Source organism: Parasphingomonas caseinilytica (assembly GCF_036663755.1).
Taxonomy (GTDB): domain Bacteria; phylum Pseudomonadota; class Alphaproteobacteria; order Sphingomonadales; family Sphingomonadaceae; genus Sphingomonas.
This window is the reverse complement of sequence record NZ_JAXOJL010000007.1, coordinates 147346-159955: the sequence shown is the minus strand read 5'-3', so window position 1 is coordinate 159955 and position 12610 is coordinate 147346. Positions and strand designations below refer to the sequence as shown.

Genomic DNA, 12610 nt, shown 5'->3' with positions numbered 1-12610 from the left:
AGACGATGCCGGTACTGGGAATTGGTGGCCTGTTCTTTCGCGCGCAGGACCCGGACGCGCTGTCGGCCTGGTATCGCGAGCATCTCGGCGTCGGTGCCGGTTGCGTCTCGGCCGAAGGTGCTACGCCGGACGAATGGTCGTGGGCGGCGGAAGGCGGGCCGGTGGTGTTCGCGCCGTTCAAGGCGGACACGGATTATTTGCCGGCAGACAAGCAGTTCATGCTGAACCTGCGCGTCCGCGATCTCGATTCGCTGCTCGAACAGCTGAACGCGGCAGGGATCGAGGTGATCACCAAGCCGGAATGGAACGACCCGCAGACCGGTCAATTCGCCCGCATCCACGATCCCGAAGGCCATGCGATCGAATTGTGGGAGCCGCCGGTCGGAGGTTAATACGGCTTAGAGGCGATGATCCGCTTCGCCCGTTCGTCCTGAGCTTGTCGAAGGGCGTGCCCGAACACGCCCTTCGACAAGCTCAGGACGAACGGGCGAAGCATATACGACAACGGCCCGCCCCTCACATCGAGGGACGGGCCGCCGCCTGTACATTACGCCCGGATCAGAAGCGCGAGCGCAGCGTGATGCCGTAGGTGCGCGGTTCGCCCAGGAAGGCCATGAACAGCTGGTTGCCGGTGCCGCCGAACGCCCGGACGGTGTCGATCGAACCCGAACCTTGGAACGGGGCATTGAACGCGACCTGCTCGTACTTGGTGTTGAGCAGATTCTGCGACCAGAGCTCGATGCTCCAGGCCTGATTGTCCTTATGCAGGCCGACGCGCGCGTTCATCAGGAAGAAGCCGTCCTGCGCCTTCTCGACGTACAGATCGGATCCGGTGTTGTAGTCGCTGGTCAGGCGGCCATCGACATAGAACAACGCGGACAGGCCCGAAGACCCGATCGCGGGCGTCCAACTGGTCGACATCGTCACCACGTTGCGCGGAGCGTTCGACAGCTGCTGGCCCGGCAACAGGAACAAAGCGGAATCGAGCGCCTCGCCGGACTGGCTGCCGACCAGATTGTTCTTATAGTGCGTGTCGGCCAGCGTGTAGCCCATGTTCACCGAGAAGTTGCGCGCCGGATAGATGCCCGCCTCGATCTCGACGCCCTGCGACACCACGCCATACTTGACCTTGCCGGTGCAGACCCCGGTGGTCGAGCTGTTGTCCCGATCGGCCCCGTTCAGGCTGTCCGCGCACGACCCGATATTCTGCACGACATAGTTCGTGCCGTTGAACGTGTTCAGCTGGAAGTTCTGGAATTCCTGGCGGAACCCAGCGACGTTCAGCGAGAACTGGCGCGTCTTGTACTTGAAGCCGATTTCATAGGCGTTGACCGTTTCCGGATCGAAACGCAGCCGCGATGCGCTCGCCGCGGTCGGCGTCGAGAACGCGTTGGCGCTCAGATCCGAACGGTCGAGATTGTAGCCGCCGGCCTTGTAGCCACGCGAATAGCTCGCATAGGTGAGCAGTTCGTCGATCGGCTTCCACGACAGCACGGCGGTGCCGGTGAATTCGCCTTCCTTCAGTTTGTCGCGAAGCGGCACGCCGGTGAGCGCCGAGCTGGAATTGCCGGTGCAGGTCAGCGTGATGATGCCGCCGGCGATCTGCTGCAACGCCGGGCTGGCGAGGAGCGGGCCGAGTGCTGCCTGCTGCGCCGGGCAGATCGTGTTGTTGTTGGCGATGTCGGCGTGGAAATCCTTGACCTCACGCGTGTAGCGCAGGCCGCCGGTCAGGCTCAGCCGGTCGGTGAGCTTGAAGATGTTGTGCGTGAAGAAGGCGAAGTTCCGGCTGTTCTGGTAATAAGCCGAGCGCGTGTCGCCCAGATTGTTGAGCGTGGACAGGCGATCGAGCCCGGCCAGGATCGTACCCGTCGCGGCACCAAAGGCAGGCGTCGTGCCCGGCAGCAGGCCGGCCAGGGTGGCGCGACCGCCGGCGCTGAGGCAGCCCGGTGCGGTCGGGTTGCGCAGCGCCGCAGTCGGGTTGATCGTCGCGACCGTGCGGCACGCGGCAAACGCGCCATACTGGCTGCCGAACTTGAGGTTATCGACGACCACCAGGTCTTCACGCGAATAATATCCGCCGATCAGCCAGTCGAGCTTGCCGCCGAACGCTTCGCCGTTCAGCCGCACTTCCTGGCTGAAGGTGTGGAACTGGCGGTAATTGTTGCCGTCCGCCGGGCGCGAGCCGATGTCCAAATTGCCATAATCGATGTCCGACGCGCCGGCCGATTTGTATTCGCGGTAGGCGGTGATCGAGGTGAGCGCTGCGCCGCCCAGGTTCCAGTCGATCTGCGCCGACCCGCCATAATCCTTGGTGACGTTGCCGTACGCCTGGCCGCGCGTGTTGGCGATGCGGCGGTTGTACGGGTCGCCCGCGCTGGGGAATACCGCGCCCAGGCTGGTCATCACATCGACGATGCGGTTGCTGTTGGCGATCGCATAGCCGCCGCCCGCCACGGCGGTCTTCTCGCGCGTGTCGATATACACCGCGCCGCAGCACTTCTCGTCACGATAGGTGTAATCGCCGATCAGGCGGACCTTGATGTCCGACGAAGGCTCGAACAACAATTGGCCGCGCACGAAATAGCGCTTGCGGTCGTTGTAGTCGGTGTTGTTGACGGTGTCGTGATAAAAGCCGTCGCGCTTGCCGAACACGCCATCGATGCGGAAGGCGAGCTTGTCGGCGATGACCGGGCCGGTCAGGGCACCGGCGATGCGGATATTGTTGTAATTGCCGTAGGTCGCTTCGCCATAACCGCCGAACTCGAATTCGGGCAGCTTGGTGATGACGCTGATCGTGCCGGCCGAAGCGTTACGGCCCGACAGGGTGCCTTGCGGCCCGCGCAACACTTCGATCCGATCGACTTCGCCGAGATCGTTCAGGCCGGCACCGGTGCGGCTGCGATACACGCCGTCGATGAAGGTCGCGACCGAGCTTTCGAGGCCCGGATTGTCGCCGACCGTGCCGATGCCGCGGATACGGGCCGAGGCGTTTGCCTCGCTGCCGGTCGAGGAGACCTGCAGCGACGGGGCGAGCTGTGCCAGCTGGCGGATGTCGGTGGCACCGGAATTCTGCAACGCGGCCTGCGATACGGCGGATACGGCGATCGGCACGTTCGACAGGCGCTCGCTGCGGCGCGTGGCGGTGACGATGATCTCGCCGGCTTCGTTGGCTTCGGGGGTGGCGTCGGCAACCGGCGTGGTCGCTTCGGGTGCGGCTGCTTCTGGGGCGGTCTGGGTGGCGGGAACGGGGGCGACATCCTGCGCAAAGGCGGGTGCGGCGATCGCCATCGTGGCGGCGGACAAAAGCAACGCGGTTTTACGCATCGGTAAACCTCTCCTGGAATTTTTTATCGGTAGGGTCGCGGCTCATAGGGCCATCGACACGCACGTCCACCCCCGGGAATGGCGGAAAACCGCCATTTCGGGCCGGATCGGTCTGGTTTCAGCGGACACGATTGCGCTCTGCGCAATCGTAAGCTCGCATGACGTTAGGGAATGGGGGATTGTGCCGCCGCCGGCTGCAAATCGCGCATGTCGCATTTGCAGCCAGCCGGCGTGTAATATTTTGTGGCCGAGCTTATTTCGGTGCGAGCACCATCAGCATCTGCCGGCCTTCCATGCGCGGATAGGCTTCGATCTTGGCGACTTCGACCACATCGGCCTGCACGCGCTGCAGCAGCGCCATGCCGAGCTGGCCGTGCGAAAGCTCGCGGCCACGGAAGCGCAGGGTGATCTTCACCTTATCGCCCTCGCCGATGAACTCGTTCACCTTCTTCATCTTGGTGTCGTAATCGTGATCGTCGATGTTCGGACGCATCTTGATCTCCTTGATCTCCTGCGTCTTCTGGCTCTTGCGGGCGAGGTTGGCCTTCTTCTGCGCCTCGTACTTGAACTTGCCGACATCGAGGAACTTGGCGACCGGCGGATCGGCGTTGGGCGACACTTCGACCAGGTCGAGACCGACCTCGCGCGCCTGCTCCATCGCTTCGCGGGTATACATCACGCCAAGATTTTCGCCGTCCCCGTCGATTACGCGGACCTTGGGCGACTGGATGAATTCATTGAAGCGAGGGCCGTTCATCGGCGGCGCCTGCCGGTTCATAGGGGGTCGGATAGGTGTAGCTCCTGTGGTTTCAACGTGCCCATATAGTGATTTTCTCGTCGCAGCGAAAGATGGCCACTAACGGCTGGCGATTAAAGCGATGTTAGTCGTGTTGGCGCTAAGGCCCGGGCGGACATGACGGCCACGACCATCCCCTCGTTCGGACATTCGACGGAGCGGCATCGCCGATTGTGGCCGGGGTTGCCGGCGCGGTATCCGCTCCTGGCGGTGCTGGTGCTGACACTGCTGCTCGCGCTGCTTGTCCGCGCGCCTTATGTCGGCGGGGACGGCGACGAATATCATTATCTGGTCGCCGCGCGCTGCGCCGCCGAACACGGCTTCTGCCTGCCCATCGATCATTGGTGGCGGCGTTACCCGATCGTGCTGCCCGTGGCCGGCGCGCTACGATTGTTCGGCGAAGGGCAGGGCAGCCTGATGCTCGCACCGTTGGTATACGGGTTGGCGGCGGTCGGGCTGTTCACCACGCTCGTGCAACGCCAGTTCGGGCGTTCGGAGGCGTTGCTCGCCGGCATCGCGCTGGCCACCACGCCGGCCTTTTCGGTGCGGGTGCCCGAACTCAATATCGATATTCCGGAATTCGCCCTTGTTCTCGCGGCCTTGCTCTGCCTGCAGACGGCGATACGGGGCAATCGGGTGGCCTGGATGATCGGCTGCGGCGTGATGCTGGGCCTAGCGGTGCAGGCGCGGCCGACCGCGCTGGTGCTGTTGCCGATCCTGTGCGGCGCACTGGTTCTGCTGAAACGTCCGCGTTGGGCCGCACCGCTGCTTGTCGGTGTCGTGCTGCCCAACCTGTTCGAGGCGCTCTATTACTGGGCGCAGGCGGGCGACCCGTCGCTGCCGTGGCGGCTGTCGCTGGCGCATAATGCGGTGCCGTCCTCGGCCTTGCTGCCGGGTGTCGATACGAGCCGCAGCCCGTTGTTCAACCTTGCCTATATCGCCGGCTGGAACCGTGCCAACAATTTGCACGTCCATTGGACGATCGACGGGCTGCTCAACCTGATCGTCGATCCGGCGATCGCATTGACGTTGCTGTGTGCGACGATCTTCATAGCGCGCGACTGGCAAAAGATACGGCGCGAACCCGTGCTGCTCGCCAGCCTGGCCGGCGCGGCCTTGCTGTTCGCCGGCCTGACCTACGGCTTCGCGATCAACCCCGAGGCGCGGATGTTCCTGCCCGTCATCGCCGTCGCCTGTGCCTGTTTCGGGGTGCTCGCCGCGCGCAGCCTGCCCCAAGCCCGCCTGCTCGTCGCCGTCGCCGTGCTGTTGCTGGTCGGCAAGGGGCTGATCGCGGCCTGTGATCGCGCCGATCTCACTCCCGCCGCCCTTGCCGCGCCCGCCTGGGTCGCGGGGCAGGCGGATGTAGCGGTCGAGCCGCGCACCGGTCGCTTTCTGGCGCTCGTGCCGCAGATCGAGGCAGTGCCGCGTTATGCCGACCACCATGCCGGGCGCGTATTGCTGATCGGCCAGGAGACTTGCGACAACGCGATGCGAGGTGCCGGCCTGCCCGGCTGGCGAACGGTGCGCGCCGCCTCGATGGCCGCGCCGGACTCCGCACCTATCGCTGCGCTGCGCCGCGCGCACCTGTTCCTTGGTCCGCCGGTGCAGCCGGTAATGTGTCTGCTGGCGCCGTCGCGCTGATCATATCTGGTCGGGGGCCTTCGCACCCTCGACCAGCATGGCGATGGCGGCATCCAGCGTCAGGAACTGCTGCCGGTCGCTGCCCAATTGGCGCAGCGCGACGGTGCCTTCCTCGGCCTCGCGCTTGCCGACGACCAGCAGGTTGGGGACCTTGGCCAGCGAATGTTCGCGCACCTTGTAGTTGATCTTCTCGTTGCGCACGTCCGTCTCGACGCGCAGCCCCGCCGCGCGCAGCTTTTCCGTCACCTCGTTCGCATAATCGTCGGCGTCGGAGACGATTGTCGCCACCACCGCCTGCACCGGCGACAGCCAGAGCGGGAAGCGCCCGGCATGATGCTCGATCAGGATGCCGATAAAGCGTTCGAACGTGCCCAAAATAGCACGGTGCAGCATCACCGGGCGATGCCGCTCGCCGTCCGCGCCGACATAGCTCGCGTCGAGCCGGTCGGGCAGCACGCGATCCGACTGGATCGTGCCGACCTGCCACGTCCGCCCGATCGCGTCGGTCAGGTGGAATTCCAGCTTCGGCGCATAGAAGGCACCTTCGCCGGGCAGTTCCTCGAACTTGGCCTTGATCGGCTCGCTCAGCTTCGACAGCAGCACTGCCTGGCGCAGTTCGTCCTCGGCCTTGTCCCACATCGCATCGTCGCCGAAGCGCTTGTCGGGGCGCAGCGCCAGCTTCACGGCGTAATCCTCGAAGCCGAGATCCTTGTAGACCGAATCGAGCAGTTCGCAGAATTTCTGCACCTCCTCGATCAACTGGTCCTCACGCACGAAGATATGCGCGTCGTCCTGCGTGAACTGGCGCACGCGCATGATGCCGTGCAGCGCGCCATGCGGCTCGTTGCGGTGGCAGCAGCCGAACTCGGCCATGCGCATCGGCAGGTCGCGATAGGATTTGATGCCCTGGCGGAAGATCAGCACGTGTGCCGGACAGTTCATCGGCTTCAGCGCCATTAGGTCGGCCGTGCCGCTGAAGATCGCTGCCTCGTCGTCCGTGTTCGGAATCTCGTCCGGCACTACGAACATGTTCTCGCGATACTTGCCCCAATGCCCGGATTGCTCCCACTGGCGCGCATCCATCAATTGCGGCGTCTTCACCTCGACATAGCCGGCGGCATCCAGCCGACGGCGCATATACGCCTCAAGCTGACGCCAGAGCAGGAAGCCCTTGGGGTGCCAGAATACCGAACCCTGCGCTTCGGATTGCAGGTGGAACAGGTCCATTTCCTGCCCGATCTTGCGATGATCGCGCTTGGCCGCTTCCTCCAGGCGGAACAGATGCTGGTCGAGCTGCTTCTTGTTCAGCCACGCCGTGCCGTAGATGCGGCTGAGCATCGCGTTGTTCTGGTCGCCGCGCCAATAGGCACCCGATACGCGCGTCAGCTTGAATGCCGTGGGATCGAGCTTCCCCGTCGAGATCATGTGCGGGCCGCGGCACATGTCGAGCCACTTGCCCTGGCGATAGATCGTCAGTTCCTCGCCGTCCGGCAGTTCGGCGGCCCATTCGGCCTTGAACGTCTCGCCCTGCTGCTGCCACGTCGCGATCAATTGCTCGCGGCTCCACACTTCGCGCACGAACGGCTCGTTCTTCGCGATGATCTTGCGCATCTCCGCTTCGATCGCCGGCAGGTCCTCGTCGGTAAACGGGCGGTCTTTAGGCGCGAAATCGTAATAGAAGCCGTCGTCCGTCGCCGGGCCGAACGTGATCTGCGTGCCGGGGAACAGGTGCTGCACCGCTTCGGCCATGACGTGCGCGAAATCGTGACGCGCGAGTTCCAGCGCGTCCTTCTCGTCCTTTGCCGTTACCAGCGCGAGGTTCGCATCGCCCTCGAACGGGCGCATGATGTCGCGCAGTTCGCCGTCCACCCGCGCCGCGATCGCCGCCTTGGCCAGGCCTGGGCCGATCGCCGCCGCAATGTCCGCCGGCGTGGTGCCGGGCGCGACTTCGCGCACGGAGCCGTCGGGAAGCGTGATCGAGTACATATTCATGGGTCGAAATCCTGTCGAATGCGTGCGCCTATGCACCGGATGGCAGCCGGAGTGAAGCGGTCAGGAAACAGGAGGGAGCGGCCGTATCTCTCACCCGTTTCGCGGGTGGAGTTTCGGCCGAACGTATCAGTGAACGCGCGTACCGAACTCCCCCCGGAAGACCGGGGTGGTGGTAGTCGGCAGGGGGCTGCGAACGAACATGACGTTCATATAGCGGATCTTTGACATCTCCGCCAGATGTCAGGCCGCGCGCCGCAGCGCGCTACCGGGCGAATTCAATAGCAGAACAACTCCGGCGATATGCCGGCGCACCCGGCCGTTGAACCATTCGATCCGCGCCTGGATCGCATCGTGATCCATCGGTGTCTCCCGCGCGGCAAGCGTCTTCACGCCAGCGCGCAGGTCTTCGCTCAGCGCGATGCACTCCGCCTTCAACGCACAAACCTGCCGTCGAACCTGTTCGTCCGGGCTACCCATCAACGGCTCGAACACTTCGCGATGGATGAACATCTGGTACGATCCGATCAGCAACGCCGCCTCGGTGCATTTCGCCTTCACCGTTCCCGCCAGTGCGGGATCGCGCTTTGCGAGAATCACCTCGCCCGCCACCATCGAGGCTTCGATCCGGTCGAGATAATCCTGAAGCAAACGCAAGGCGGTATTCCCTTCACCCCTTGGCCTAATGCGAAAGCCTTACGAAAAGCTTCAGAAATGGCCGAACGGCACGACCTTGTTTTCGCCGTCATGGCCGATATCGGCGGGGCCGAGATACGGCACCTTCATCGCCGCGCACCAGCGCACGATCATCGTCTCCTGCGCCTCGCCCCATGGCGGATCGTTCGGCTGGATATCGCCGATCCGCCCCAGCCGTACCCCCGCGATGCCTTTCAACTGCGTCGCCTGCGACAGCGTGAACAGCATGCGATCGACGCGGTACATCGGTTCGGAAATCTCCTCGATCATCAGCACATGATCGGTCAGATCGGGCAGCCACTGCGTACCGATCATCGCGGTCAGGATCGACAGGTTGAACGCGGCGACCGGCTGCCGGTCTATGCTGGGTTCCAGCCCGCGCCGGTCCTTGTCCACCATCCAGCCGAGCGACCGCGCGACCACCGCATCGCCGTTCGCGCGCATCACGTCGCCGACCATCGGCGCATGTACCGGCCGCCCAATCCGCCGGGCATAGAGCGCGCCGAGCAGGAACCCCATGTCGGAATAGCCGAGCCAGCTCTTCGCCGCCGCCGCTGGCCCGAGTTTCGGGATCACCGCGTCGAGGATCCGATTCGAGCCATAACCGCCGCGCGCGAACCACAATGCATCGAACGCCGGATCGTTGGCGAATTCCAGAAACGCGGCGGCACGTGTTGCGTCCGGCCCGGCGAAATGCCCCTCGTTCAGGAAGCATTGCGGGTGGAAGACGAGATCGACCGCCGGATAGGCAATCGCGGTCACGGCAATGGCGCGCGCTGCGATCGCCTGCGTGATGGAGCGGGCCGGTGCTACGATTCCGATTCTCATGCTTGCTCCCGACCTTGGGCTATCTCACCATTCGTCCTGAGCTTGTCGAAGGGCGTGTTCGGGACGCGCCCTTCGACAAGCTCAGGACGAACGGTGGAGATATGGTTCTTGCCCCGTTTCCTGAATCTCGCGATAGCGCGCACCCATGGCGGACGGCAAATCCTACTTCTTCGTCGGCGTCGGCGGCAGCGGCATGATGCCGCTCGCCATGATCCTCGCCGGGCGCGGCGCGAGCGTCGCCGGGTCCGATCGCACGCTCGACGCCGCACGCCTGCCTGCCAAGTTCGATGATCTAAAGGCCAAGGGCGTCGCGTTATTCCCGCAGGACGGCAGCGGCATCACCTCCGCCGACCAGATCGTGGTCGCTTCCGCCGCCGTCGAAGCCACGGTCGCCGATATCGTCGCGGCGGAGCGGGTCGGGGCGCAGCGCATGTCGCGGGCCGAACTGCTCAGCACGCTGTTCAACGCCAGCGCGTTGCCGATCGGTGTGGCGGGCACCAGCGGCAAATCGACTGTGACAGGCATGATCGGCTGGATCCTGCATGCGCTGGGCCACGATCCGACCGTGATGAACGGTGCGGTGATGAAGAACTTCGCGCAGGCGGACGCACCGTTCGCCAGCGCGCTGGTCGGGCAGGGTGATGCGTTCGTCAGCGAGGTGGACGAGAGCGACGGATCGATCGCGCTCTATTGGCCGAAGATCGCCGTGCTCAACAATGTCAGCCTCGACCACAAATCGCTGGAGGAACTGCGCGCCCTGTTCGGCACCTTCGCAGCCAAGGCGGAGACCGTAATCGTCAATATCGGCGATGTGGAGTCCGCCGCGCTCGCCATGACGTTGCCACCGGAGCGTCTCATCACCTTCGCGGTCGAGGCCTCGGCGGACCTCAGCGCCGAAAACCTCGCACCCCAACCGTTCGCGATTAGCTTCGATCTGGTCGCAGATGGCGCGCGCCACCCCGTGCGCCTCTCCGTGCCGGGCCGGCACAACGTTTCAAACGCGCTCGCCGCATTGGGTGCTGCCCGCGCCGCTGGCGTGCCACTGGTCGATGCGATCCGCGCGATCGCGGGGTTCACCGGCCTCAAGCGTCGCTTCGAACTGGTCGGCGAGGCGCGCGGCATCGCGGTGATCGACGATTTCGGCCACAACCCGGACAAGATCGCCGCCACGCTGGATACGCTGCACGCCTTTCCCGGTCGCCTGCTGATCCTGTTTCAGCCGCACGGTTACGGCCCGCTAAAGGTGATGCGCCGCGAATTGATGGTCATGTTCGCCACCGAGCTGGGCGTCGAGGACGTTTTGGTCATGCCCGATCCGGTCTATCAGGGCGGCACCGTGTCGCGCGAAGTGACCAGCGCGGATATCGTCGCGGGCATCGCCATTGCCGGTGCGCATGCGCTGCACATCCCGGATCGCGCGGCGGCGGCGGCGCACCTCGCCGCCATCGCCCGGCCCGGCGACCGCATCGTCGTGATGGGCGCGCGCGACGATACGCTGAGCCCGCTCGCGGCGGATATCCTCGCGCAGGTTGCCGCCAAAGGCTGACAGCAGGCACCGTTCGTGATAGCGCGATCCTGCCCCAGCCAAGGATATCGCCCATGTTCCGCCGCCTGTTCCTCGATCACCCCGAATCGGTCGGCGAGAGCTTCGGCGAGCATTTCCATGTTGCGTCCAGCTTCGGCCTGCGCATGATCTGGGGCGGCCTACGCTGTGCCACCCACGCCTGGTTGCCGTTCGCGTGGAAGACCGCCGGCAGCGACACGGTGTTCGCACTGCATCAGGAAATGTTGGCTAAGCGCGCCGCGAAACGCGCCGACGTTACGCAAATGATGACGGTCGAATACGTCATCTGACGACGCGCCCGCCGGTCGCCAAGCGTTCCGGGGGCGTTCATCGTGCGGCAAACTCACTTCGTCCTGAAAGGTTCCGTATTGCAGTGCGGTGGGGTTTTCATCGCCGCCCCGACCTGCTTTCAGACGCTCACGAGTTGAGCGGGACCTGAGGGGGTTTCAATGAATTTTCGGGCTTTGGCAGCGCGTTTTGCGCTGGTGTTATCGTGCGTCCTGATGACGGCCACTCCTGCGTCCGCGCAGTTCTGGCAGTGCGCACCTTATGCCCGCAGCATCTCCGGCATCGACATCCACGGCAATGCCAACACCTGGTGGAGCCAGGCCGCCGGTCGCTACGAGCGCGGCAACACCCCGAAAGTCGGCGCGGTCCTCAGCTTCCAGTCCAGCGGTCGCATGCGCCTCGGCCATGTCGCGATGGTTTCGGGCGTGGTCAGCGACCGCGAAGTCCTGCTGACCCACGCCAACTGGTCGCGTCGCGGCGGCATCGAACATGATGTGCGCGCGGTCGATGTCTCGGCCAAGGGCGACTGGAGCATGGTCAAAGTCTGGTACGCCGGAAACGGCGATCTCGGCACCACCGCTTATGCCGCCAACGGTTTCATCTATTCGGGCACCGCGCCCAAGACCGACACGCTGCCGCCGGTGACGATGGCGTCGAACGATGCCGCGAACGTCGGCATCCTGTCGCTGGTCGATCGGGTCGCGTTTTAACATCAAAGCCCCTCCCCTTCAGGGGAGGGGTTGGGGTGGGGCAGTGCGGCAAACACTACTGCCGGTCTCTGCGAGACATCCCCCACCCCTTCCCCTTCCCCTCACCTGAAGGGGAGGGGCTTAAGTGAGACTTAAGCCGTCCCCACCTTGAACGTCATCGCCACGCCATTCATGCAATAGCGCTTGCCGGTCGGCTTGGGGCCATCATCGAACACATGCCCCAGATGCCCGCCACAGCGGCGGCAATGCACCTCAGTTCGCGCCATCCCCAGCGATCCGTCGTTCCGCGATCGCACCGCGTTGGGCAGGGGTTGCCAGAAACTTGGCCAGCCGGTGCCGCTGTCGAACTTGGTCTTAGACGAGAATGCCGGCAACCCACACCCGGCGCAGGAGAACATACCCACGCGATGCTCGTCGTTCAGCGGGCTGCTGAACGGCCGTTCCGTGTCTTCATGCCGCAGCACCTGATACGCGGCGGGGGACAACTTCGCCTTCCACTGCGCATCGCTCATCGTCACCTCGAACTTCTCCTGCGCGGCGGTCGCATCGCGGCAGCCGAATAGGGCGAAGGCGGCGGCACCGGAGCCGGCCAGGGTGAGGAAGGTGCGTCGATTGTGGGTCATATGAAATCCCGTTCGTTGGCCGCTGCGATATAGTTACGCGAAGACGTGTTTTCGAGATGCAGGAGCTACGCCGGTCCTCAGATTGACTCCGATCGGCCTGCGTCGCATTTTGCAAATGCGGGGCGGGGGCCCTTGATGTCGTCTTCAAGTC

At 64.4% G+C, this 12610-nt stretch carries 11 protein-coding genes; 5 read left to right on the top strand and 6 right to left on the bottom strand.

The genetic code is table 11. The features are described 5' to 3' along the window. Window positions 1-5: 5 nt before the first annotated feature. Window positions 6-392: a VOC family protein gene (locus U1738_RS15300; RefSeq protein WP_332789915.1), complete on the top strand. Its 387-nt coding sequence runs from the start codon at window positions 6-8 to the stop codon at window positions 390-392. A gap of 166 nt (window positions 393-558) precedes the next feature. Here the strand turns inward: U1738_RS15300 and U1738_RS15295 are convergent, their stop codons facing one another. Both U1738_RS15295 and infC read right to left on the bottom strand, forming a co-directional pair. Further along, a complete protein-coding gene (locus U1738_RS15295; RefSeq protein ID WP_332789914.1) occupies window positions 559-3324 on the bottom strand; it encodes a TonB-dependent receptor in 2766 nt (921 codons plus the stop codon). A gap of 253 nt (window positions 3325-3577) precedes the next feature. Next, window positions 3578-4081, bottom strand: coding sequence for a translation initiation factor IF-3 (infC, locus tag U1738_RS15290; protein ID WP_055773958.1), 504 nt, complete (start codon window positions 4079-4081; stop codon window positions 3578-3580). 156 nt (window positions 4082-4237) lie between these two features. Between infC and U1738_RS15285 the strand changes: the two genes are divergently transcribed. After that, window positions 4238-5761, top strand: a complete 1524-nt coding sequence (locus U1738_RS15285; protein ID WP_332789913.1) for an ArnT family glycosyltransferase — start codon at window positions 4238-4240, stop codon at window positions 5759-5761. On the opposite strand, the gene thrS is transcribed toward U1738_RS15285, so the two are convergent. The 3 genes from thrS to U1738_RS15270 all read right to left on the bottom strand — a co-directional run bounded on the left by thrS (window position 5762) and on the right by U1738_RS15270 (window position 9274). Beyond that, entirely contained in the window at window positions 5762-7747 is a 1986-nt protein-coding gene (gene thrS / locus U1738_RS15280; protein WP_332789983.1) for a threonine--tRNA ligase, read from the bottom strand. Between the two features lie 246 nt (window positions 7748-7993). Next, on the bottom strand, window positions 7994-8407 hold the full coding sequence (locus U1738_RS15275; RefSeq protein ID WP_332789912.1) for a hypothetical protein: 414 nt from the start codon (window positions 8405-8407) through the stop codon (window positions 7994-7996). A 51-nt stretch (window positions 8408-8458) separates the two neighbouring features. Beyond that, window positions 8459-9274 (bottom strand): LD-carboxypeptidase, encoded by an 816-nt coding sequence (locus U1738_RS15270; RefSeq protein WP_332789911.1) that lies wholly within the window; start codon window positions 9272-9274, stop codon window positions 8459-8461. A 145-nt stretch (window positions 9275-9419) separates the two neighbouring features. Here U1738_RS15270 and U1738_RS15265 point away from each other — a divergent pair, with 145 nt between their 5' ends. The 3 genes from U1738_RS15265 to U1738_RS15255 all read left to right on the top strand — a co-directional run bounded on the left by U1738_RS15265 (window position 9420) and on the right by U1738_RS15255 (window position 11836). Continuing rightward, window positions 9420-10820 carry a glutamate ligase domain-containing protein gene (locus U1738_RS15265; protein ID WP_332789910.1) on the top strand — a complete coding sequence of 467 codons (1401 nt, stop codon included), beginning with the start codon at window positions 9420-9422 and terminating at the stop codon, window positions 10818-10820. A gap of 53 nt (window positions 10821-10873) precedes the next feature. Further along, a complete protein-coding gene (locus U1738_RS15260) occupies window positions 10874-11128 on the top strand; it encodes a DUF6356 family protein (protein ID WP_332789909.1) in 255 nt (84 codons plus the stop codon). A gap of 159 nt (window positions 11129-11287) precedes the next feature. Next, a complete protein-coding gene (locus U1738_RS15255) occupies window positions 11288-11836 on the top strand; it encodes a CHAP domain-containing protein (RefSeq protein ID WP_332789908.1) in 549 nt (182 codons plus the stop codon). A gap of 131 nt (window positions 11837-11967) precedes the next feature. On the opposite strand, the gene msrB is transcribed toward U1738_RS15255, so the two are convergent. Next, window positions 11968-12459, bottom strand: a complete 492-nt coding sequence (gene msrB / locus U1738_RS15250) for a peptide-methionine (R)-S-oxide reductase MsrB (protein ID WP_332789907.1) — start codon at window positions 12457-12459, stop codon at window positions 11968-11970. Between the last annotated feature and the right edge of the window lie 151 nt (window positions 12460-12610).